Source organism: Acinetobacter sp. YH16052 (assembly GCF_013417155.1).
GTDB lineage: Bacteria > Pseudomonadota > Gammaproteobacteria > Pseudomonadales > Moraxellaceae > Acinetobacter.
Genome location: NZ_VPEO01000006.1, coordinates 67,549 through 90,975 on the forward strand (window position 1 = coordinate 67,549; position 23,427 = coordinate 90,975).

The following is a 23,427-nucleotide window of genomic DNA, read 5'->3' on the forward strand; positions in this document are numbered from 1 at the left end:
CAGTATTTTCTTAGAAGTAAGTTTCCAGACGATAGTAACTATAAGTCACGTTTTTATTGCGATAAACCGCATGATCTCGCTGTTTGAAATCCGATACCCAGGCACTACCTGAATAAGCCGCGATATGTCCATATTTATGTCCCTGAGTACGGTCAATAATATAGATATCGCCTTTTTTCGGCCGATCAAAAGAAGCATTAATTTTCTTATAGCCCAGCTGCATCAGGGTACTTCCCCAATCTGCCGCTGCGACTGGATGGTTCACAATTTTCGCACCAGAGGATTGCAGACCGACACGAATACTGCGCGCACATTTCTGTGTACTGGTATTTCGGGTAATGCCTTGCAGATAACTGGTAAATTTCTCGATATTGATACGATGGCCATTGCTTACGCCTGAAGCATTACGGACAGTGGCTTTGTGGGATGACTTTTTAGGTCTTTGCTCCGATTGGGAACGCACCATGATATTCGCTTGGACAGGAGCATATACTTCGCTCATGTTTACTTGATGATCATAGATCATGCCTTACCAACCGCTCCTCGCCTGTAATTTAGGCTTTCATATTGTTAACAAGCCGAGAATACTAGTCGTTTAAATGTTATCTTTCACATTAAAAATGTAAATAAATTTGTCTATTTTTGCGGCATTCAAATTAAGCCGTTCTTTCTAATACAGTTACAAAACCCATCATCTTTGCAAAAAAAATGTAAAGCAAAGCCAACTTCGATGCCTTGCAAAGCTTTTTTAGCCTGAACTATACAAAATGAGTCCTTATCTTTTTCTACTCAAACGTGTGGATTTAATCTGTAGCTCGGCCATTTTCAGATAACATTCCACCACATGATTACATCATTTTAAGCTTTACCGCCTGTATTACACTGATGCGGCATTTTTAAACCTTGAACTAAACTTTAAATATTGAACTAAACAGAGAAGAAAAATGAGTCAGACTTTAAGTACCGTTTCAAATTTTAATTTAGAACAATATTTAAGTACCTGGTATGACATTGCACACTTGCCGATGAAGCGCCAACCTGAAGACAGCACCGATATTTCTGCGGTATAGAGCTTGAATGAAAATGGCAAGGTGGATGAAGCCATTGCTGAAGCGATCATTATCGATGCAGAACATGCCAAGCTTGAAATCAGATTTTTACCTGAAGGCTTGCATGGGATCCCGTTTACCAAGGGCGATTATTGGGTCTTAAAAATCGATCCGGATTATCAGACGGCACTCGTGGGCGAGCCGAATAAAGAATATTTATGGTGATTACATCGCGACACCAGTCTGGACGAAGCGACTCAACGCGAATATTTAAGTTATGCAGCACCCTTAGGTTATGATCTGTCTGATCTGATTCATACCGTCCATACGGGCCATAAAACCGCTTAAACTGCAATCAAAAGACCTCTATCAGGAGGTCTTTTTTATTCTCAATTTGGGCGATGAAAGCTCATCAAAAAATGCTATGATGTGCGCAATTTAAATTGTCCCTTTCGACAGAAAATTGATTATAAAATAATCCGTTCTGCTGTTAAAACGGCAATTTTCAACAGATTCAAATAGAGAGAACTATGCGCCAATATCTTGACCTTTTACAACATATCCTCGACAACGGCGGCGATAAAGGCGACCGTACCGGTACAGGTACACGTTCGGTATTTGGTCATCAGATGCGCTTTGATCTTTCCCAAGGTTTTCCTTTACTCACCACCAAAAAAGTTCATTTCCGTTCTATCGTGATTGAACTGTTGTGGTTCCTGAAAGGTGATACCAATGTTCAGTATTTAAAAGACAATAAAGTCTCGATTTGGGATGAATGGGCGACCGCAGAACAGACTGCACGTTTTGGCCGTCCTGAAGGCGAACTGGGTCCAGTTTACGGCCATCAATGGCGTAATTTTGGGGCCAGCAAGAATGCAGACAATAGCTATAATCAGGACGGTTTTGACCAGATCAAATGGTTGATCAATGAAATTAAAACTAATCCGAATTCGCGTCGTCTGATCGTGTCCGGCTGGAACCCGAATGAAGCGGGTCAGGTCGCCTTACCCCCTTGCCATACCCTGTTCCAGTTTTTTGTGCACAATGGCAAATTGTCTTGTCAGTTGTATCAGCGCAGTGCCGATGTATTTTTGGGTGTACCATTTAATATTGCCAGCTATGCTTTGTTGACGCATATGATCGCGCAAGTCTGTGATCTGGAGGTTGGTGACTTTGTCTGGACTGGTGGCGATACCCACTTGTACAGCAATCATTTTGAACAGGCACAATTACAGCTCAGCCGTGAGCCACTCGGCCTTTGTCAATTAAAACTAAATCCCGAGATTAAAGACCTGTTCGATTTCAAATTTGAAGATATCGAAATTGTCGGTTATGAATCTCATCCAGGAATTAAAGCCCCTGTCGCTGTTTAATTTTCTTTATTATAAAGTTCCCCCTCCTCCTAGGAGAGGGCTAGGAAGAGGTTTTTTACCACGCGTGAATCGCCACCTCCTTTCAAAATATATTCCTAGCCCTAAAGCATGAAGGCAATCAATATAGATTTTTAACCTTTCTTTCGTACCAGTAAAAAATTACACGAAGGACTTTGGGCTTGATAAGAAGGATTCAATACATGTCATTTCAAGATTTAGAAGTTGTACACGTCGTTGCCATGGATCAGCAGCGTTGTATCGGCAAGGGCAATGACCTACCTTGGCATATCTCTGCCGACCTGAAACACTTCAAGGAAATCACCCAAGGCGGTGTGGTGGTGATGGGTCGCAAGACACTAGAATCGATGGGACGTACCTTGCCTAAACGGGTGAATTGGGTCATTACCCGTGATCCAGACTGGGCATTTGCAGGTACCAAAGTCGCTTATAGCATTGAAGACGCGCTGAGTCAGGCCGTGGCAGATGTGAAGGCTTCAGAAAAGCCTAACACCATTTTCATCATTGGTGGCGGTGAAATCTTTAAACAGACCATGGATATTACAGACCGTCTGGAACTGACCCATGTCGAACTGGATGTACAGGGCGATGCCTATTATCCAGCGATTCCGGCAGAATTTAAAAAAGTCGCTGCCGAGCAACATATCGACGACAAAACCGGCATTGCTTTTGAGTTCGCAACCTACAGAAAATAAAACTTATTTCTCATGAAAAAGTGATGATGCAGGGACGCGAATATATTTCCAGGCACTGGAGTCTGTGGCTGCTGGGCAGTCTGTTTACTTTATTCGTCATTCTATCGAGTTTGTGGCTCAGCCTGATGCTTTGGGTGCATCAACCCATCGGCAAAATCGGCAGCTTGATGCTGATTGGACTCTGGCTGACCTTTGCGCTGGTCGTTCTCGGGATTTATTTCACCTGGCATCTGATCTCCCGCCAAGTCGATAGCGTTCTTTATCTTCTGGCCTTTTTATTCTGTCTGCTGGGATATTTTAGTCTGGAAGCGCGTCAGGATCGGGAGTGGAATCCTGAAGTTTCCCAGCTTTTGCATTATGAGCAGCAAGGTGATCAGCTCACCTTACACAATATCCGCAACTTTGACTGGCAGGCCGATGGTCGCTATATCGAACGCTGGGAAAGCCGGAGTTTTGATCTGAATCAGATTACTGGCGTGAACATCATTACTTCCTACTGGATGGGACCTAAAATTGCCCACACCCTAGTCAGCTTCGATTTTGCCAATCAAAAGCCACTCACCTTTTCGATTGAAATCCGCAAGGAAAAGAATGAAGAGTTTTCAGCGATTGGTGGCTTTTTCCGAAAATATGAACTGAGTCTGGTCGCATCGGATGAAAAGGATATTGTCTATACCCGTAGCAATGTCCGTGGTGAACAGGTCTATTTTTTCCCAGTCAAAATGCCGCAAGCTCAGGCTAAAGCGCTATTCAAGGAATATCTGCGTCAGGCCGATAAGCTGGCCCAAAAGCCAAAATGGTACAATACCCTGACCAGTAATTGCACCACACTAGTCTTTGATATGGTTCAGGCGATATCGCAACAACAGCTACCCTCAGATTACCGGTTGCTGGCCTCCGGCTATTTACCGAATTATCTCTATGATCTTAAAGTACTAGAACAGTCTTGGGATATGCACACTTGGTATCAACGGGCACATGTCAATCCACGGGTAGAACGCACCGCTAATCTCTCCAGTCAGGACTATTCACGCCTGATCCGGCAGGGCCTACCAAAACCCGACATGCGATAACTGTGTAGCAAATCCACTTCAATAAAGATACAAAATCAACTGGAACCTTGATCATTTTTTTGTTTATATACAAATAGCTAGTCAATGATCAGAGTATCTCTCATGCTAAAAAAATTAACTGCAATCGCGATTTTAGGCTCGGTTCTAACGGTCATGGGCTGCGAAACTGTGCCCAATACAGCCACGACACAAACCGCGAATCATTTACAACTTTTGCAAAATCGTACTTGGATTGCGACCCAGATTGGTAATACTGAAATCAAGACTGCGCCAACCGCACGCAATGTTCCGAGTCTGCAATTTGATGCCAGTACCCAGCGCGTTTCAGGTTCAGATAGCTGTAACCGGATTATGGGCAGTTACACAGCAGCGAAAGACACGCTGACCCTGAACCAAATGGCCACTACCCGTATGGCCTGTATGAACAACGATCAGCTTGATCAGAAATTTAATGAAGCTTTAGCCAAAGTGACACATTATCAAGTATTTGGTAAAACCTTAAAATTACTGGATCGCCATGGGAATCTCTTGATCCAGCTAGAAAGTGCTGTTCAGCCGCGTTAATACTTCCCTACAAAAAGCCTGTATGGACAGGCTTTTTTATCTTTCATACTGATGAGCTGGAATTTAACCATCAGCCCGATTGAGTTATTTAATTGAATGAGGAATCAACCATGCAACAGGCACTTTTCGGTGGGGGATGCTTTTGGTGTACTGAAGCCGTATTTTTACAGATCCAGGGGGTTCAGCAGGTCATCAGTGGCTATGCAGGTGGGCACACAACTCAGCCAAACTATGATGATGTCTGTGGTGGCAATACCGGCCATGCCGAAGTCATTCTGATCGATTTCGATGAAAACCAGATTAACTATACCCAGTTGCTTGATGTATTTTTTGCGACCCATGATCCGACCACGCTAAACCGTCAGGGCAATGATGTCGGCACCCAGTATCGTTCTGTGATTTATTATCTGAATGATGAACAGCAGCAACAGGCGCAGCAGGCGATCGATGCTCTGAAAGCCGATGGCATCAATATGGTGACTGAACTCAGTCCTGCCCCGACTTTCTATCCGGCGGAAGACTATCATCAAAACTTCTTTGCCAAGAACCCGACCCAGGGCTATTGCAATTTTGTCATTCCTCCAAAATTGAATAAATTACGCAGCAAATTTACGACCCTCTTAAAAACCCATTAAGTTTCATGAAAAAATGGGCATAAAAAAAGCGACTGCAATCAGTCGCTTTTTTTATTACCTAAATCTTAGTTATCAGTTGCAAAAGCAATATCGCTGAGTCCGGCTCCACTCGCACGCGACATGACTTGCGCCACAGAGTCATAACGTGATTCTTTATCCGCTTTCAGCACAATGGTCGGCTGACGTTCAGCTTGGCCCGCTTCATTAAAACGGGTTTCAAGCTGTTCCAGCGTCAATACATCGCCATTCCAGGCAATGTCACCTTCGGCATTGATGCTGATCGTGACATTTTCAGGCGGCAGATCGATAATCTCCGCAGTCGTTTGTGGCAAGGTTAATGGAATTGATGGGTTCGCAACGGTCGCTGTCACCAAGAAGATGATCATCAATACCAACATAATGTCGATGAGAGGAATGAGGTTCATCTCATTCATACCTACATCGTTGTCTTCACCCAGTTGAAAAGCCATTAAGCTTGACCTCCCACGAAACTCTGTTGTGTTACTTTTTCATCAGACTTTTTTGCAGTAGATTCCTGTTGCAGCATAGTATCAATCAGCAGACCGTGTGCCTGATCCTGTAACTCGTGTGCCAAACCACGATTAGCACGGACACAGATGTTATAAGCCAGTACCGCAGGAATCGCGACTGCCAGACCTAAGCCAGTCATAATCAATGCTTCACCGACTGGGGTTGCCACTTGTGCCAGACCAGCCTGACCACTTTTACCAACAGCAACCAGCGCATGGAAGATGCCCCATACTGTACCGAACAAACCGACAAATGGTGAAATTGAGGCAATCGTACCCAGAACTGATACACCTTTTTCGGCATTGGCTTTTTCTGCTGAAATCTGGCGTAACAGTGCCTGTTCTGCCACTGCCTTACGCTGTTCAAAGCCCAAAGGAGCCAGTTTGGTTTTCAGTTGTTCCAATGCTTTAGATAACTGAGCATAGGCAATCTGTTTCAGCTGGCGAGTGCCCATCAAACGCAGCACAAAAATGGTCCATGTCGCGATCGACATTGCCAATAACACGAAATACAGCGTTTTACTGACTGCATCAGCGTGTTGCCAATAAACTGAAAAGTTCATATTCGAACTCCTAATGGGTGAGCCGTTATTTAACCTGAAAATCGAAAGGCTGTTCCACGCGTGTTGGATAAGCCACACCATTTTCAACATATTTGGTGAGTTGTGCACGACGTACCGCTGCTTCTACTTTGCGCGTTACCGCCGGGCTACAACTTGAATTTCGTGCAGTCGCAGAGACCACTTTACCCTGCTCATTCGCTGAAACATCTACTACCAGTGAACAGGCTGATTTTAATTCACCTGCAGAGAGTGAGACTTTTGGTGAACGCTGCCAGGACACGCCCCCACCAATCGATACACTTTTCGGGGATGGCGGCGCAGCAGGTGCTGGCGGTGCCACAGGCGCAGGTGGCGCGACCGGAGCAGGTGCCGGTTTAACTTTAGTTTCAGTGACCACTGTCGGCACGACCGGACTTGGGGTTGGTTTTGCTTCAACTGGTGGTGCTTTGACTACTTTTGGCGCTTCAGCCTTTTTCACCTGCTCGATTTTTTCTACTTTTTTCGGTGGTGGTGGCAGCGGTTTATCGACAATTTTGACCTCTTTAGGCTTAGGCGGCTCTTTTTGTGGCTCGGCCTTCGGCTTTGGCGGTAAAGGTTTTGGCGCTTCCTGGAGTTTTACAAAGCGCACTTTTAAGGGTTGCTTATCAATGGGTGTCAGCTCAGGTGCTTTCATCTGGCTGACCGCATATAACACACCCACATGCCCAATCAGTACAGCCGCCACGATAGAGATGACTTTCTTTTTCATCTGATTCGGCGGTGTAGGCATTTGGGGCGCAGCAACTTGACTCATTAAATCTATTACCTTGAGGAGATGATGTGGAACAAACTATCAAGCTCATCGGTTAGCACAATTAAAGTATGCCAATAATAAATGAGAAGTGTTTTCATTTGCAACCGCTAATCCTACCTTTAACTGACTTTTTTGCATCAAAACAAAAAAGGCACACTAAAAGTATGCCTTTTTAAAACTCAATGCAAGTCTTATTGGAACACGACAGTCTTGTTGCCATCGACAATAATACGGTCTTCCAAATGCCATTTTACCGCACGGGCCAATACATTACGTTCCACGTCCTGACCGAGTTCACGTAACTGCTCAACGGTAAAGTCATGGTTCACACGCTCCACATCCTGCTCGATGATCGGACCTTGATCCAGATCCGCAGTGACATAGTGCGCAGTTGCACCGATCAGCTTCACGCCTTTTTCATAGGCCTGTTTGTACGGATTGGCACCTACGAAAGCTGGCAGGAAAGAATGGTGAATGTTGATCACTTTCATTTCCCACTTGCTGACAAATTCTTCATCCAGAATCTGCATATAACGCGCCAGCACCAACAGGTCATTGCCCTGCATCAACTGGTCGATTTCTGCATAAGCTTCAGGTTTGTTATCTTTGGTCACCGGCACGACTTCGAATGGAATACCAAAGTTTTCAACTGCTTCGCGTAAAGTCTCGTGATTCGACACCACTTTGGTAATTTCACAAGGTAGGCCACCACGCGCATGACGCCATAACAGCTCAAGCAAGGCATGATCGACTTTAGACACCAAAATACCGACTTTTTTCACGTCACTCACCAGAGCCAGACGCCATTGCATGCCATAGCGTTCTGCCACATTCGCTGCAAAAGTCTGGGTAATACTTTCTTTGCGACTTTGCAGATTATCGAGTTCAAATTCAACGCGCATGAAGTAACGTCCGCCCTGCGCTGCTGTCGCATATTGGTCAAGCGCAGTAATGTTGGCACCTTGATGATACAAGAAGCTCGAAACAGCCTGCACGATGCCCGGCTTGTCTTCACAAGTAATCAATAAACGTGCGGTGTTAGCAGTCGTCATATTCATGTTGGTTTAAGTCACTAATCAGTTAAATTAAAAAATAAGCCGAGTATTCTAGCGCGTTTCTTGGATATTCTGAATAGTTTGTTCAGATTCAGAATCTTTAGACGACGACAGGCTGGCAAAAAGTTCCGAAGAGCCCAAACTACTCAATAAACCTTCATAGGTTTGACGACTTTCACCACGTAAATACGCCCCTTCCAAGAATACCATTTGACGGAGTGCCTGCCAGACCCATTTTTCTTCCAGCGTATTGGAATCGGTCAGATGACCCGACATATACAGGAAATTGGTCCAGTTGGTCAGTACAATCCACAGGTTAATGATCAGTGCTTCAATTTCTGAATCGGTCATGTCCATCAGGCCTGCATTAACAAAGCCTTTATAAATTTTCTGGCCCTGCTGCATCACCTGACCGGCAAAGCGCGGATACATCTTGCGAAAATCTTCGTTATTTTCCACCAGATGATAGACATCACGATGCAGGAAACGATAAGCCCATAACTGGCTGCTCAGCACCTGAAAATAATGCACCTTATCATTGGCATCCAGCGCACGGTCATCCGGCAGCGCCAGCATTTCCAAGGTCTGGTGCTGGTACTGTTCCATCAATTCTTTAATAATTTCATTTTTATTGCGGAAATGATAATACAGGTTACCCGGGCTCATGCCGAGTTCAGCCGCAATGTGATTGGTGGTTACCGATCGTTCGCCACGCTCGTTAAACAGCTGCAAACTGAGCTGCAAGATACGCTCTTTAGTTTTTAAGGTTTTGGTTTGGGACATCCTAAAATAACCATTCAGTTCATGCATTAGCAGGCTAACACACAAAGTTACTTGACTAATTAGAGTATTTGCTCTAAAAATTAATTAATCGATTTTTGAATAATGGTAGTGCGGCATGAACAGTCACACAAAAACAACATCAATGACACCACATTTTTTTGATAGCCAATATTTGAATGAAGTCTTGGCGCAACAAAAACACGCTTACTTACACTACCCTCTGCCGACTGCAAAGGAACGTATCGATCGTTTAGCTCGACTTAAGCGTATCTTAGTTAAGTATCAAGATCAATTTGCTGATGCAATTAATCAGGACTATGGTAACCGTTCAATCGGGGAAACCAAGATTGGTGAACTGCTCACCTGTCTGGAACATATCAAATATTACAGCAAAAACCTGACCCGATGGATGAAACCTTCCAAGCGTCATGTCGGCATTATTCATCAGCCGGCTAAAGCCTGGGTACAATATCAGCCTTTAGGCGTGGTTGGGATTATCGCACCATGGAACTATCCGCTGTTGTTGTCGATTGGCCCCCTGATTTGCGCACTGGCGGCCGGCAACCATGCCATGATCAAAATTTCTAGTGCATCCGCTGCTTTTGGTGAAGTTCTGGAAAAAGCCCTGGCTGAAGCCTTCCCTAAAGAATTGGTCGCTGTGGTGAATGGTGGCGGTGTGATTTCAGATGCTTTCTGTCGTTTGCCTTTCGATAAACTGATTTTCACCGGCTCAACTGCAGTCGGTAAAACCGTCATGGCAGCCGCTGCCGAAAATCTGGTGCCGGTGATTCTGGAACTGGGCGGTAAATCGCCAGTACTGGTGCATCCATCGATTGATCTGCGCGATGTCGCGCAGCGGATTGCGGTGGGCAAACTCTGGAATGCCGGTCAGACCTGTGTAGCGCCAGACTATATGTTCCTGCCTCTCGGAAAAACTGCCGAGTTCATTGATCACTTTAAAGCCTGTGTCGAAAGCATGTATCCGGATATCACCCATAATCAGGATTACACCTCGATTATTAATGTCAAACAATATAACCGTCTGCAAGGCTATCTGGATGATGCGCGTGAACAGGGTGCGCAAGTCATTGAAATTAATCCGCGTAGTGAAAACTCGGCTGATCTGCGCAAGATTGCACCGACCATCGTGACCAATGTCACCCCGATGATGCAGATCATGCAGCATGAAATCTTTGGCCCACTGTTACCGATCATGGAATATGATCAAATTGACGATGTCATCGACTTTATTAATAGCCGTCCACGTCCACTTGCTTTATACTACTTCGACTTTGATCAGGCGCGTGCCGATTATGTCGCACAGCGTACCCATTCAGGGCATTTCGGGCAAAATACGGTACTGACCCATGTTGCGCAGGACGATCTACCATTTGGGGGTGTCGGTGCATCAGGTATGGGTAAATACCATGGCCCAGAAGGCTTCTTCAGTTTGTCGCATGAACGCTCAGTAATGTCGAATCCAAAGCTGTACAGCTTGAAATACATTCTGCCACCGTTCAATAAACCGATTCACAAGCTGATTTCGAAGACACTTCTCCGCTAAATGATCAAGGCATGAGCTATCGATATAGTTCGTGCCGCGTTTTGACGAAAATCGCTTGTCTTTTAAGCGCATTTTTGATATAAAACGCCCCTTGAATGATTTCAATCCGTTTATTTTTGACTGGCCATACAGATTTGCTGTTGGCTAAATCAATGGAGTTACACCATGTCTAAGGTTTGCCAAGTTACCGGCAAGCGTCCAGTCGTTGGTAACAACGTCTCACACGCCAACAACAAAACTAAGCGCCGGTTCGAGCCGAACCTGCACCACCACCGTTTCTGGTTAGAAAGCGAAAAACGTTTTGTACGTCTTCGTTTAACCACTAAAGGTATGCGTATTATCGACAAATTGGGCATTGAAAAGGTTGTTGCTGACCTACGTGCTCAAGGTCAAAAGATCTAAGGAGTCTGAACCATGCGTGATAAAATTCGCTTAGTTTCTTCAGCTGGTACAGGTTATTTCTATACCACGACTAAGAACAAACGTACTATGCCGGAAAAAATGGAAATCAAAAAATTTGATCCAAAAATCCGTCAACACGTAATCTTCAAAGAAGCTAAAATCAAATAATTTTAGTTTCTTTAAAAAAACGACCTTCGCGGGTCGTTTTTTTTGCACTTTTTTTATCCGGCTTGATAAACTTTCTGCATGTTTTGGCACTTTTTGTGCTTATTTCCCAGCAAACCTAGCTAAAGGAGTATTTAGTGCCACATGACGTAGAGCTCATTATATTACTGGCTGTTGGTTTTGGCTTAGCTTTGGTCTTTGGCTATCTCGCTGCACGGCTACGTCTCCCCCCTTTGATCGGCTATCTCATTGCCGGCATTCTGATTAGTCCCCACACGCCCGGTGTGGTCGGTGATATTCATCTGGCCAACCAGTTGGCAGAATTAGGCGTCATGTTCCTGATGTTTGGCGTCGGAATGCATTTTTCCCTAAACGATCTGATGCAGGTACGCCGGATTGCCCTGCCTGGTGCGATTTTACAGATTGCAGTTGCCACCTTGCTCGGAGTCGGAGTTTCGATGCTGTGGGGCTGGAGCTTTGGTGCAGCGCTGGTCTTCGGCCTAAGCCTGTCCTGTGCCAGTACCGTGGTTCTACTCAAAGCCCTTGGTGATCGTGGCCTGCTCGATTCGATCAATGGCCGGATTGCTGTTGGCTGGTTGCTGGTCGAAGATCTGGTCATGGTATTGGCACTGGTACTGTTACCTGCCACTGCGGTGCTTTTAGGTGGGCAGGCGCTGGAAGGCGCAAGCGATGAGAATATCTGGCTCACCTTAGGTATTACCCTGCTCAAAGTCGCAGGCTTTATTGCCTTCATGCTGATTATTGGTAAACGCTTGATTCCGATGATCATACAGGTGGTGGCACGTCTGGGTTCACGTGAGCTGTTTACCTTAACAGTGGTGGCTGCTGCCGTCTCGATTGCCTTTGGTGCCTATGAAATCTTTGGCGTGTCGATGGCACTGGGTGCTTTCTTTGCCGGGATGGTGGTGAAAGAATCTGATTTCAGTCATCGTGCCGAAGAAGAAACCTTGCCACTGCGTGAAATTTTCTCGATTTTATTCTTTGTTTCCGTCGGTATGCTGTTTGATCCGCGCATTTTGCTGGAACAACCCTTACATGTACTGGCAGTGGTCGGGATTATCATGATTGGTAAGACGATTGCTGCGATGGCACTGGTACTGTTCTTCCGTTATCCGATCAATACCGCCTTGACCGTCGGTGCTTCTCTGGCACAGATTGGTGAGTTCTCCTTTATTTTGGCTGCACTCGGTGTTTCGCTCAACCTGCTTTCGCTGGAAGGTCAAAACCTGATTCTGGCAGGTGCCTTAATTTCGATTACGCTTAACTCCTTTATCTTTTCCGCGATTGAGCCGGTACAGAAATGGATTCGGGAACGCTCGACTCTGGCCCGCTTACTGGAACGCAGTGGTGACCCTCTGGCAATGTTACCGGATGAAGTCTCACAGGATTACCTGCGCGATCAGGTGGTCATTATTGGCCATGGTGAGGTGGGACGTCGCATTACCCGCTCATTGATGGAAGAAAATATCAAGGTGGTGATTGCCGAAGAAAACCGTGACATCGTCGAAAATCTACGTGAAAAAGGTATTGCTGCGGTGTCTGGCGTAGCCACTGAAGCTGGCGTACTGATTCAGGCACACATTCAACATGCGCGCTTACTGGTCATTTCGCCTATGGATATCATCGATATTCATAAAATTGTCGACATTGCCAAGACCTTGAATCCACAAATTCAGGTACTGGTCTGTGCGGAAAGCAAGGAAGAAGCTGAAGCCATTCGTCGGGATAATATCGGTGCGGTTTATTATGCCAAAGAAGAAATGGCAAAAAATATGAGCAATCATATTTTGAACCAGATTGAGATCGCGCATCAGCATACGCCTTCTCATTAAAGTTTTTCTTTTAATCAACACCAAATAAAAAAGTTGCCGGATCTGGCAACTTTTTTTATGGACATCAATATATCTCTGAGCCAAAGATTTTATTAACACACTGGCTTCAGACTGCTCACGACTTAAATTTTAAAATACTGATTTTTCATCTTCATTTCAAATGAACGTTTTTATGGTACTTAAAATCTGCCTAATTTAATAACCTATAAAACTCAAAAAGCACACCGATAGTGTGCTTTCTAAATAAATTTCAACAATTAACTCATATACTTTGGTTCTTCATCCACAACTTCAGCCTGCCACTCATTGACCTGCTGTTCCAGCAAACCATAGAGTGCTGCCTGAATCATCTGTTGCGCAATCACGGGCGTCTGCTCTCCAAGTAGAGCTTTCACCTCATCATTAAATTGAATCATGACCAAAGGCTGTTTATGTGAGCCTGCATTGCGTAGAGCCAACGCGCCACCTTCAAGTTGAACGAGTTCTAAAATCGCGTCTTGATTACCAAATAAATCTTTCAACTGTTCTATAGACATATATCCTCCATGTTCAACATGGTGGCAAAGCGCCGGGTGCACTTTGCATCATTAGAGTAATTGATATAGGGTTAAAAATTGCAATTTCAAGTACAGCCGATCCGATTAAAATTCAATCATCTCATTACGAAAACCATCAATTAATTGCGTCAGGTCACGATGCCACTCCCTCAATATAGCAATATCAGGTAACCATGCTTGTGGAGACTGTGTGACTTTAATGATGAGATTTGAGGAGGTTTCGTCTTCAGGTTCTGGGGTACTTGGTTCGGGCGCATACTGGCACAGACGATAAGCACGTTTCAGTTCCGCAATGAAACCGCTCTTGGACAAATGTTGCAATACCGCCACTTCTGGCGAAATCTGGCCTTTGGCCGCCATCAGTTCTTCGATCGATTTTAGCGTCGGATGAGGATCATTCAGGCGATAGTAACGCACCAGTTCCTGTAAAAATGCTAACAAAGCACCATGCAAATGAAACACAGTTGCTTCACGTTGTGCCTGAGCCTGTTGTACATGTTCGGTTTGCTCTGCTTGCTGGCAGGATAGACGGGCGAAATACAGTTTTTGATTGGTACGGTCCGCATGATAGCGAGCAACACGGGTCATCGAGATTTCCTAAGGTTTAAAACAAATTTTGGCTTTTATAAAGTAAAAGGTTCGCCTGCATTTCGCAATCAAAAGATGTTCGGACTGAATCCATCCAGCACTGAAATTCAGAGCATTGAGCTGATTGAACAGCTACGGCAATGCTAAATTTCGACCATAAAAAAGGAGCCTATCAAGTGCTCCTTTTTTGAGTTTAAGCCTGAGGCTTATCTTCTGCGGCTTTCACGCGGATCCCATGTCCGTGCAGGCGTAAAGTGTTCAGGCCTTTAATGGCTTTGACTGCTTCACGGCCATGTGGCATTTCTACAAAAGCAAAACCTTTTGATTTGCCTGTTGCTGCATCAAGCACCAAAGTACAGGTCTCCACTGTGCCATATTCCTGGAACAGTTTCAGCAATTCGGCTTCTGTGACCGTACGTTCTAAATTACGAACTAAAATTTTCATCTTACAACCTTAAGAAGATAGGCAAAAAATATCAAAAAGTACGCGCCTACTCTACTTTTTGCATGAAACAACTTTGCTATAGTTTAATCGAGATCAATCCCAAAATCTAAATTAATCGACTTGCGTTCAATCAGGGCACTTTTTACCGTTTGCTGCCGGGTCTTGTAATGGGTTTCTGTGGTGCATAAATGCCGGGTGAGATCATTCAGGAAATAACTTTCGACTTTACGCCCCTGCTCATCGACCGTTTCCCGCGCCCAATGATTCAGGTTCTGTTTGGTCAGAATTAATTCATTTTTTGCCCGGGTCAACGCCACATACAGCACACGACGTTCTTCTTCGACATCATCAAAATCACCTTGAGCACGCGCATGCGGATAATTCCCCGGCGTCACATTGGCTACATAACAGACATTTTGCTCGGTGCCTTTGGCCGAGTGAATGGTGATTAAGGTCACCACATCATGATCCGACTGGCGCTCGATTTCCGAGATTGACACCGGATCCAGTACATATTCCTCTAAAAACTCACTCAGCTGCGAATGCTTGGAGGCCAGCTGTTTGACCAGTTCAAAATCACTCTGGCGACGTGGCCAATCCTTTTTATAGTTTTCCGCCAACTGCGATTCAATCGCCTGAATCGCAAGACCGACACAGGCTTGCACTTCGCCTTTGAGCACACTCATCTGCTGCATGATCAGAATGGTTTCTAATGGTATCTTGCCAAATTTTTCCAAATTATCTGCAATAGCTTCCATTTCCGGTTCAGCCAATAACTGCTGCGATAGCTTACTGGCACCCACATCACCAACACCATTCCACAGGGTCAAGAAACGCATCCAGGCGATATCATCCAGCGGATTGGCGACTACGCGCAGCATGCTGAGCAAATCTTTGACATGCGCCGTTTCCAGCAGCTTCATGCCACCAATAAAGCGATACGGCACATTAGCCGCGATACAGGCTGCCTCAATATGCCGTGCGGCAAAACTGGAACGAACCAGCACCATATGCTCGCCCCACTTACTACCTTGCAGATAATGACGCTCTTTAATATCAATCGCGATCCATTTGGCTTCATCAAACTCATTCGGGAAAATATGCATGCGCGGCTTTACACCTTCTCCGCGATACGCTTCCAGACGTTTGTCATATTTGATTTCAGACTGATCGAGCAGCCAGTTGGACAGATCCAGAATTTCCTGGGTCGAGCGGTAGTTTTTTTCTAATTTAAAAATCTGCGCATCTGGCACACGTTCTTTGAAATGGTGAATATTTTCAAAGTCTGCACCACGAAAGCCATAAATCGACTGCGCATCATCACCGACACAGAACAGGCTGATCCGGTCTTTGAGTGGCTCCAGCAAAGCCCATTGCAAAGGATTGGTATCCTGCATTTCATCGACTAGCATATGCCGGCAGATCGAAGCGACATAGTCGACCAGACCTTCGGACTGTGCCAGCGCCGTGGCAACTACCGCCAGAATATCGTCATAGTCCAGAAAGCTGCGCGCCTGCTTACGTGCTTCGTATTCTTTCATGATTTCGGCAATCTGGTCTTTGAGAGCCAGATATTCCGGCATCTGTTTTTCCAGTGCTAGACTGAGCTTTTGCCGGGTATTCCGTGCAAAAGAATACAGATCACATAGTTCCTGAGGCTTAGGTAAATGATTGGGGTTTTTCTTGTCATCACGACCGCGAATCAGGCGAAACATCATCAGCTGGTCATCACGATCAATAATCGAAAACTGTTCAAGGCCAAAAGCTTTCGGAATACGGCGCAGCAGATACATACAGAAGGTATGAAAGGTCGAGGCTCGCAGCCCCTTGGCTTGTCCACCGAGTGCCAGTTCGACACGCGCCACAATTTCACTGGCTGCCCGGCGGGTAAAGGTCAGAATTTGAATCTGGTTGGCAGGCACGCCCTGTTCAATCAAGTAAGCTGCGCGTGCCACGATGGTTTTGGTTTTGCCACAACCTGCCCCGGCCAGCACCAAACTGTGTTTTGCTTCTGTAGTCGCTGCTTGCTTTTGTTGGGGATTTAATTCATCAATCAGGGTGGCTAAACTCATTTTCACTCATCATTTTGTGGATGTATGTAGTTTAACAGATCGCTTCCAGAATTATGGCTTTTCAGTTGTCCTGAAACTGTCTCCAATTTTATTTCCTGATTTGATATTAGCTAACGACAGGGCGTGCTGGATTACAGGAGAGAGAAATACTTTCACTCTGTCAAAAGATTTTTAACTATCTCAGTGACAGCTTTCTCCAAGTTCATTTCTGCATTTTTTAATGCTTCTTCCAGACTATAATCTGGCGGATTAATCCCAACAATCTGGCTAAATCCTGACTCAAACAAATCCTCAATCCCTTCACCGACTAGACCCGCAAAAGCGATTACCGGTTTATTAAATTTCCTGGCGAGCTGTGCTACCCCAAAAGGGGTCTTGCCCAAAGATGTTTGACTATCAATTTTACCTTCACCGGTCAGGACATAATCTGCTTGCGCTATTTTCTTACTCAGTTGAACCTGTTCAATCATCAGTTCCACCCCGGACCGAATAGAGGCAGCGGTGAATGCCATTAAACCAAAACCCAGCCCACCGGCTGCACCCGCACCTGCCACATGACGATGATCATGGCCAATCTGCCGAGCAACCACATCGGCAAAATGACCGAGGTTTTGATCTAACTGCTTGACGATTTCAGGGTTTGCACCTTTCTGTGGCCCAAATATATTTGAGGCACCATTTGACCCACACAGCGGATTGTTGACATCTGATGCAATGATTATTTCAGTATCTGCTAAACGTGAATCAAGTTCGGATAAATCCATTGATTTGACCAGATCTAAGTTTCCACCACAGACCTGAATTGACTCACCCGCATGATTTAGAAACCGTACACCCAGTGCTTGCAGCATGCCCGCACCCGCATCATTGGTGACACTGCCACCTAGCCCAATGATGATTTTTTTCACACTCAAATCCAATGCCTGTTTGATCATTTCTCCTGTGCCATAAGTTGAAGTGAGCATCGGATTACGCTTTTCTGCTGCAAGCAAATGTATGCCATTGGCTTTGGCCATTTCAATCACGGCAGTCTGGCCTGCATCAACCATCCCCCAATAGGTCTGGATACGTTGCTCAGGCAGTGGTCCGGTCACTTCACATGCAATACTTTGCCCCTTTAAACTTGAAATCAATGCATCGACCGTGCCTTCACCGCCATCAGCCATTGGCACATGAATGATATGGGCATCCGGAATGAAGTTCTGGATACCGCGTTGCATGGCCTGACAAGCCTGTGCAGCAGACATACTTTCTTTAAACGAGTCAGGAGCAAGCACAAAGGTGAGCGGCATGGTGTGATCTTTTATCCACAAATGAAGTCTAAATTGTGGATAAATCCAGCACTATCCACAAGTCTTTATTTCCAGCCCAGTTCAATTGCAGTTATCTCATTAACTAAGGTTTGATTTAAAGATTCTGGCATTTTACTGGTGGTTTGAGAAACCGGAATATATCCTGCCATCAGCTCCGCCCTGGCTTGCGGAAATAAGGGTTGCTGATCTGGAAATGCATAACCCAGCGGATAAATCGGTTGGCCTGTCGCTAAATCATATTTATCCGAGGCGCCAAAGGCATGCAGTAATTCATGCACCAATACAATTTTATTCTGTTCAGTCTGTTGCTTGGATGCAAATAGATTCACCGAACCAATCCGGCCTTTTTGCAAGGCGGTTGAATGCTTTAATTGCTTGGTCTGCGCAGGATCATAGTAATTTAAAAATAAAGTCACATTGGCTGAAGGATCTGAACTCTGTTGTTGTTTCCAGGCATAGAACCGGAATTTTAAACTCCATAAAACTGTATTGATGAGCGAAGCCTGCTCAGGGACTTTGGGTGGTAGAACTTGAAGCTCACGGCCTAAATTAAAATAAAAATAAGTCGGCTGTCCGCGATACTGCTGAGCTGTTTTTTCCAGATATTCCCTTGCTCCATTCAAGTCCTGCCTCGACAGTTGCTGGATATATTGCTGTGTGGTCGGTAATCCATCGGCATTAATCGGATGCAGCAAAACAATAATTGGCTTTGACCAGTTCTGGTTTTGATCACGATAGGCATTAACTGCGACAATCAATAAGATGATTAATAAAATCAGAATCCGAATCTTTTTCCACATGACCCCAAATCAACCTTGATTATTGTTTTTAAAATGAAGATACATCATAAATAAAAAATGCCGACTTTCGTCAGCATTTTTTTGAATCTTAGAGTTTAGGCCTCAACCCATTTTCCGTCCTGATAAACCAGAGACCATTTGGTTTGCTTGCCTTCTGCAGTTTCCGAACCAATATATTGTGACTGGTTCTTACGGCTAAATTTTACCAGAGTTGGATTCCCTTCCGGGTCTACATCGGGTGCCTGCAAGATAAACTGATACTTTGGATCAAGCTGGTCGGCAACAGAACGAATCTCGGCCACTTTCGGTGCACGGGTTTCACGCACTTTCGGGAACTTGCTTGCCGCCAGGAATAAACCGGCTGCACCGTCACGCAGTACAAAGAAATCGTCATGCTTGGCAGAACGTAAATGCTCCATCTTGATCGGATCCACACGTGGAGGCGCAGGCTGACCGCTCTTTAAGACTTTACGGGTATTGTCACAGCTGGTACAGGCAAAATACGGACCAAAACGACCCGTCTTCAGCTGCATTTCACCATCACACTTGTCGCATGGGATACTCGGGCCATCATAGCCTTTAATTTTGAACTCACCTTCTTCAAGTTCAAAACCACTACAGTCCGGGTTATTCCCACAGATATGCAGTTTACGGCCGCCATCAATCACATAGCTGTCCATGGCAGTTTCACAGATCGGACAACGCTTCTTCGACATCAGGTCAGCAGTTTCCGCAGCCTCATCATCAGATAATGCAGCCAGAGACTCAACTGGTGTCAGGTTCAAGGTTCCTTTACAACGCTCTTTCGGCGGTAGGTTATAGCCTGAACAACCCAAGAATACGCCTGTGGTTCCGGTACGAATCTGCATTGGACGGTCACATTCTTTACAGTGTACTGCATCCACTTCTACAGGCTGATTGCGGCGCATACCGTTCTCACCCTGCGCCGTAGTCAAACGTTGCTTAAAATCGCCATAGAAGCTGTCTAATAACTCTTTCCAGTTACGCTCACCATCTGCTACTTTATCCAGCTGACCTTCAAGATCTGCGGTAAAGGCATAGTTCATCAGATTACTAAAATTTTCATCCAGACGATCGGTAACGATCTCACCCATCTTCTCGGCATAGAGACGACGGTTATCCAGTTTCACATAACCACGATCCTGAATGGTCGAGATAATCGCAGCATAGGTCGATGGACGGCCAATGCCTTTTTTCTCGAGTTCTTTCACCAGTGAGGCTTCAGTAAAACGTGCCGGTGGCTTGGTGAAATGTTGAGATGGATCAAGTTTCTCAAGTTTAAGCACTTCACCGACTTTGACCGCAGGCAATAAAATATCGTCATCGGCTTTATTGGCACCACGCACGCGGGTAAAGCCATCAAAGACCAAGGTACGGCCTTTGGCTTTCAGTTCTACGCCATTGGCATCCACCAAAATGGTAGAAGACAAATATTCTGCCGGAGTCATCTGACAGGCAACAAACTGGCGCCAGATCAAGTCATAGAGGCGCTGTGCATCACGCTCAACACCCACTAGGCTGTCGCCTTTTAAGCCAACCATAGATGGACGAATGGCTTCATGCGCTTCTTGCGCACCGGCTTTATTGCCATAACGGTTCGGCTTGGCAGGCAAATATTTCTCGCCAAACTCCGATTCGATATGGCCACGCACCATATTCACCGCATCATCACTCAAGAATGTCGAGTCGGTACGCATATAGGTAATGAAACCGGCTTCATACAGGCGCTGCGCCAGCATCATGGTTTTCTTCACAGAAAAACCGAGACGGGTACTGGCTGCCTGTTGTAGCGTTGACGTGATATACGGCGCACTTGGATTAACCTTGGTTGGCTTATCTTCACGTGCAGAAACCGTATAATCAGCATCTTTGATCAGGTTTAATAAGGCATCAGTTTCGGCTTTATTGCGTAGCTTGAGCGTCTTGCCATTTTGCTTGACCGCTTCGAGACGAATATCATCTTTTTTTGATTTGGTATCGGCAAACAACTGCCAGTATTCTTCAGGAATGAAGGCACGAATTTCACGTTCACGCTCGACCACTAGCTTCACCGCAACCGACTGTACACGACCGGCTGACAGACCACGCGCAATCTTTTCCCAAAGCAATGGCGAAATCATAAAGCCCACGACACGATCCAGGAAACGGCGTGCCTGCTGTGCATTGACTTTATTGGTATCCAGACGTGACGGATGCTTAAAGGCATCCTGAATCGCGTTTTTGGTAATTTCGTTGAAGACCACACGTTGATAACGCGAATCATCACCACCGATGACTTCTTTTAAATGCCAGGCAATCGCCTCTCCTTCCCTGTCCATATCCGTTGCCAGATAGACTTCATCGACTTGCGATGCCAGTTTTTTCAGTTCGGCAACCACATGTTCTTTGCCAGGAAGGACTTCGTATTTGGCTTTCCAGTCATGTTCCGGATCGACACCCATGCGGTTAATCAACGCATTCTGTGATTTTTCAGCTTTTTCTGCATCCGTCAGTTTGGTACGTGTCGCCGGTTTTTTCTCTGTCGATTTTGCAGAACCGCCTGTCGGCAAGTCACGCACATGACCCACTGATGATTTTACGATGTAGTTCGGACCAAGGTACTTATTGATTGTTTTCGCTTTTGCAGGCGACTCCACAATCACTAGGGCACGCTTGCTTCCAGCGTCGGGAGACTTCGCTGTGCTGCTTTTTGATGTGGACCGAGGAGCGTTCGCCATAATTAACCGTTAATCCTGTTTATTTCTAAATTAAAGTTCAGCCAAAGCGTGTAACAGCGCTTTGATGTCGTCGAGTTGGGTCGCTCTTAAATCAGCTTCTTCATCCCAATACACGCCGACACAGTTGGCCTGCATATCAATAGCATAAATGCCTTTTAATGCAATGGGAAAATCTTTAAATTTCTCATCACCCTGCACGATTTCGAGTTTATTATCGACAACACGGGCGCGCATCAAGGGCAAACGCGCATCTGGCATCAGCACACTGTAGTACGCGACCATACTGGCACGACTTTCAGTCGCCTTCGGGATTTTGGTCCAGTCCGGTGCCACCACCAGACGTGGATGCAAACCCATTTTACGGGCTTTGTCACGCATCAGGCCCAAGGCTTTTTCTCGGGGGCTCACGCGCAACCCGAAAATCGACCCTATGACGAAAATGATGATGACCACCGTCACCCAGATTCCAGTGTTTTCCATAGTTCAACCTTTATGTTCTATTATTAGAGTTGCATAAGCACAATATAAAACGCAAGTTTGCACGATAAAATTAATTCAGGAACATTTCATGACTATATAAAATTTCGTGACCATTCCAGTAAATATAACCTTTCTCGATCAACTCCTTCAGCAGCAAGCGGATGTCCGATTTTGGAAATAACTGTTCCAGTAAATCACGCAGCTCATAAATGTCTTTGGGTTTATCGCCCTGCAATTCACGCAGTTTACGCGCCACTTCCAGTTGTACCGGATCGATCCGGCCAAAGTTCTTGAACAGGTCTTGCTGTGCCGACTGGATTGGTGACTTGAGTATTTCAGATTCAACTGGAGCTTCTTCTGCCTTCAGTTGGGAAATGACCTGATCCAGTTTTGGATTTTCAACCGGGCTTTGTTCATCCAGATTGAGTTGCAGCCATTGTTTCAAAACTTTTTTGCGGAAGCTGATTTGCTCATCATAGCGTTTGACGATTTTCAGGTTAATCAACATGCCGACCACATGCTGAGCTTTTACCGGCATCACTTGCAGAATATTCGCCACTGAGTTTTTTAGGGTTTCCACCGTATTCGGTTTGCCGCTCATTTTCCCTAACGCATCACAGTATTTTTTCACCAGTTGCAAGGCAGGTTTGTTCTTGATGGTATCCAGACTCGGAAGATGATTTTTAGGTTGATCGGTTGGAATGTTTGTCTCATCAGGCTGAATCTGAATTAGGTGACACGGAATATCAGAAGCTTGCAGCATCTGCTGCAACATCTCGCAGCTGTCCATCGCCGAGATCAATTCAACCTCGGTTTCCGGCTCCAGTAGCGCCATAAGCTGACCGACAATGACCGCATATTCATATTCTTTTTGTGGCGATTCAGGCGTGTCCAGTACCACCACCTGACCACTGCTAATCCAGCCGGCAAGCTCGGTTAAATCCTCTAAGGAGAATTCAAATTTTCCGGCACAGCTAAACAGATATAAAGTCGAATAATGCGCCACAATCTCACGCATTAACTTGGCTGTAGGGAAATTATTTTCGAGGTCGAGTAGAACAACTTTTGGGTGCATGGGATGCAATTCCGGAATGTACCTGAGAGCCGGTATTAGAGTAGGAAGTGAGTGAAAGGTCAAATAATTTTATGGCTGAATGGGTGCAGCCCTGTTTCGGCAGAGGGCCAAACTGCATTTTATGAAATGCCGGCAAGAAATCTGTTTGCAAGCGCGAATGTTTGTTTTCAACAGGAAAATTCTTTTGCACTTGATCATCGCGTTGCACTTTATTACTTTTATATGCGTGTTTAAGGCAATTTAA

At 45.4% G+C, this 23,427-nt stretch carries 26 protein-coding genes; 11 read left to right on the plus strand and 15 right to left on the minus strand.

The annotated features are described in order from the left end of the window. Window positions 1-10 precede the first annotated feature (10 nt). Window positions 11-526, minus strand: coding sequence for a CHAP domain-containing protein (locus tag FTV42_RS05880; RefSeq protein ID WP_085064497.1), 516 nt, complete (start codon window positions 524-526; stop codon window positions 11-13). A gap of 418 nt (window positions 527-944) precedes the next feature. Between FTV42_RS05880 and FTV42_RS05885 the strand changes: the two genes are divergently transcribed. From FTV42_RS05885 to msrA, 7 genes are all read left to right on the plus strand, one after another. Beyond that, on the plus strand, window positions 945-1,070 hold the full coding sequence (locus tag FTV42_RS05885; RefSeq protein ID WP_005245940.1) for a lipocalin family protein: 126 nt from the start codon (window positions 945-947) through the stop codon (window positions 1,068-1,070). A gap of 3 nt (window positions 1,071-1,073) precedes the next feature. Then, window positions 1,074-1,274, plus strand: coding sequence for a lipocalin family protein (locus tag FTV42_RS05890; protein ID WP_044111872.1), 201 nt, complete (start codon window positions 1,074-1,076; stop codon window positions 1,272-1,274). Between the two features lie 305 nt (window positions 1,275-1,579). Continuing rightward, entirely contained in the window at window positions 1,580-2,422 is an 843-nt protein-coding gene (gene thyA, locus FTV42_RS05895; RefSeq protein WP_004278429.1) for a thymidylate synthase, read from the plus strand. A 200-nt stretch (window positions 2,423-2,622) separates the two neighbouring features. Further along, window positions 2,623-3,135 (plus strand): dihydrofolate reductase, encoded by a 513-nt coding sequence (locus tag FTV42_RS05900; protein ID WP_180037964.1) that lies wholly within the window; start codon window positions 2,623-2,625, stop codon window positions 3,133-3,135. 23 nt (window positions 3,136-3,158) lie between these two features. Beyond that, complete coding sequence (locus tag FTV42_RS05905) at window positions 3,159-4,208, plus strand: DUF4105 domain-containing protein (protein ID WP_081407913.1); 1,050 nt, start codon at window positions 3,159-3,161, stop codon at window positions 4,206-4,208. Between the two features lie 102 nt (window positions 4,209-4,310). Continuing rightward, entirely contained in the window at window positions 4,311-4,772 is a 462-nt protein-coding gene (locus FTV42_RS05910) for an META domain-containing protein (RefSeq protein ID WP_004278432.1), read from the plus strand. 110 nt (window positions 4,773-4,882) lie between these two features. Continuing rightward, window positions 4,883-5,407: a peptide-methionine (S)-S-oxide reductase MsrA gene (msrA, locus tag FTV42_RS05915; RefSeq protein WP_180037966.1), complete on the plus strand. Its 525-nt coding sequence runs from the start codon at window positions 4,883-4,885 to the stop codon at window positions 5,405-5,407. 65 nt (window positions 5,408-5,472) lie between these two features. Here the strand turns inward: msrA and FTV42_RS05920 are convergent, their stop codons facing one another. The 5 genes from FTV42_RS05920 to FTV42_RS05940 form a co-directional block, all read right to left on the minus strand. Continuing rightward, a complete protein-coding gene (locus tag FTV42_RS05920; RefSeq protein ID WP_004278434.1) occupies window positions 5,473-5,877 on the minus strand; it encodes a biopolymer transporter ExbD in 405 nt (134 codons plus the stop codon). Beyond that, window positions 5,877-6,500, minus strand: coding sequence for a MotA/TolQ/ExbB proton channel family protein (locus FTV42_RS05925; protein WP_180037968.1), 624 nt, complete (start codon window positions 6,498-6,500; stop codon window positions 5,877-5,879). The genes FTV42_RS05920 and FTV42_RS05925 overlap by 1 nt, the downstream gene beginning before the upstream one ends. Window positions 6,501-6,525: 25 nt before the next feature. Next, window positions 6,526-7,293 (minus strand): TonB-dependent receptor, encoded by a 768-nt coding sequence (locus FTV42_RS05930; protein WP_044111864.1) that lies wholly within the window; start codon window positions 7,291-7,293, stop codon window positions 6,526-6,528. A 191-nt stretch (window positions 7,294-7,484) separates the two neighbouring features. Continuing rightward, a complete protein-coding gene (purU, locus tag FTV42_RS05935; RefSeq protein ID WP_004278437.1) occupies window positions 7,485-8,351 on the minus strand; it encodes a formyltetrahydrofolate deformylase in 867 nt (288 codons plus the stop codon). Window positions 8,352-8,399: 48 nt separating this feature from the next. Further along, a complete protein-coding gene (locus FTV42_RS05940) occupies window positions 8,400-9,131 on the minus strand; it encodes a TetR/AcrR family transcriptional regulator (protein WP_034437998.1) in 732 nt (243 codons plus the stop codon). A gap of 115 nt (window positions 9,132-9,246) precedes the next feature. Here FTV42_RS05940 and FTV42_RS05945 point away from each other — a divergent pair, with 115 nt between their 5' ends. The 4 genes from FTV42_RS05945 to FTV42_RS05960 all read left to right on the plus strand — a co-directional run bounded on the left by FTV42_RS05945 (window position 9,247) and on the right by FTV42_RS05960 (window position 13,115). Next, window positions 9,247-10,695: a coniferyl aldehyde dehydrogenase gene (locus FTV42_RS05945; RefSeq protein ID WP_004278439.1), complete on the plus strand. Its 1,449-nt coding sequence runs from the start codon at window positions 9,247-9,249 to the stop codon at window positions 10,693-10,695. A 165-nt stretch (window positions 10,696-10,860) separates the two neighbouring features. Further along, window positions 10,861-11,097, plus strand: coding sequence for a 50S ribosomal protein L28 (gene rpmB, locus FTV42_RS05950; protein ID WP_000048256.1), 237 nt, complete (start codon window positions 10,861-10,863; stop codon window positions 11,095-11,097). Between the two features lie 12 nt (window positions 11,098-11,109). After that, window positions 11,110-11,265 carry a 50S ribosomal protein L33 gene (gene rpmG / locus FTV42_RS05955; RefSeq protein WP_001205031.1) on the plus strand — a complete coding sequence of 52 codons (156 nt, stop codon included), beginning with the start codon at window positions 11,110-11,112 and terminating at the stop codon, window positions 11,263-11,265. Between the two features lie 134 nt (window positions 11,266-11,399). Beyond that, window positions 11,400-13,115 carry a cation:proton antiporter gene (locus tag FTV42_RS05960; RefSeq protein WP_180037971.1) on the plus strand — a complete coding sequence of 572 codons (1,716 nt, stop codon included), beginning with the start codon at window positions 11,400-11,402 and terminating at the stop codon, window positions 13,113-13,115. A 257-nt stretch (window positions 13,116-13,372) separates the two neighbouring features. Here FTV42_RS05960 and FTV42_RS05965 read toward each other — a convergent pair whose 3' ends face one another. From FTV42_RS05965 to FTV42_RS06005, 9 genes are all read right to left on the minus strand, one after another. Next, window positions 13,373-13,651, minus strand: a complete 279-nt coding sequence (locus FTV42_RS05965; protein WP_004278462.1) for a hypothetical protein — start codon at window positions 13,649-13,651, stop codon at window positions 13,373-13,375. A 105-nt stretch (window positions 13,652-13,756) separates the two neighbouring features. Beyond that, on the minus strand, window positions 13,757-14,260 hold the full coding sequence (locus FTV42_RS05970) for a DUF6586 family protein (RefSeq protein ID WP_180037972.1): 504 nt from the start codon (window positions 14,258-14,260) through the stop codon (window positions 13,757-13,759). Window positions 14,261-14,453: 193 nt separating this feature from the next. Then, the gene (locus FTV42_RS05975) at window positions 14,454-14,705 is read right to left on the minus strand and encodes an RNA-binding protein (RefSeq protein WP_004729489.1); all 252 of its coding nucleotides are present in this window, start codon (window positions 14,703-14,705) and stop codon (window positions 14,454-14,456) included. Between the two features lie 83 nt (window positions 14,706-14,788). After that, window positions 14,789-16,777: an ATP-dependent helicase gene (locus tag FTV42_RS05980; RefSeq protein ID WP_005107948.1), complete on the minus strand. Its 1,989-nt coding sequence runs from the start codon at window positions 16,775-16,777 to the stop codon at window positions 14,789-14,791. A 152-nt stretch (window positions 16,778-16,929) separates the two neighbouring features. Continuing rightward, window positions 16,930-18,069, minus strand: coding sequence for a glycerate kinase (locus tag FTV42_RS05985; protein WP_180037974.1), 1,140 nt, complete (start codon window positions 18,067-18,069; stop codon window positions 16,930-16,932). Between the two features lie 65 nt (window positions 18,070-18,134). Further along, on the minus strand, window positions 18,135-18,890 hold the full coding sequence (locus FTV42_RS05990; protein WP_180037976.1) for a hypothetical protein: 756 nt from the start codon (window positions 18,888-18,890) through the stop codon (window positions 18,135-18,137). Window positions 18,891-18,985: 95 nt separating this feature from the next. Then, window positions 18,986-21,628, minus strand: coding sequence for a type I DNA topoisomerase (gene topA, locus FTV42_RS05995; RefSeq protein ID WP_180037978.1), 2,643 nt, complete (start codon window positions 21,626-21,628; stop codon window positions 18,986-18,988). Window positions 21,629-21,658: 30 nt separating this feature from the next. After that, the gene (locus FTV42_RS06000; RefSeq protein ID WP_004278475.1) at window positions 21,659-22,108 is read right to left on the minus strand and encodes a hypothetical protein; all 450 of its coding nucleotides are present in this window, start codon (window positions 22,106-22,108) and stop codon (window positions 21,659-21,661) included. Window positions 22,109-22,178: 70 nt separating this feature from the next. Then, on the minus strand, window positions 22,179-23,183 hold the full coding sequence (locus tag FTV42_RS06005; protein WP_005261740.1) for a hypothetical protein: 1,005 nt from the start codon (window positions 23,181-23,183) through the stop codon (window positions 22,179-22,181). Window positions 23,184-23,427: the final 244 nt, after the last annotated feature.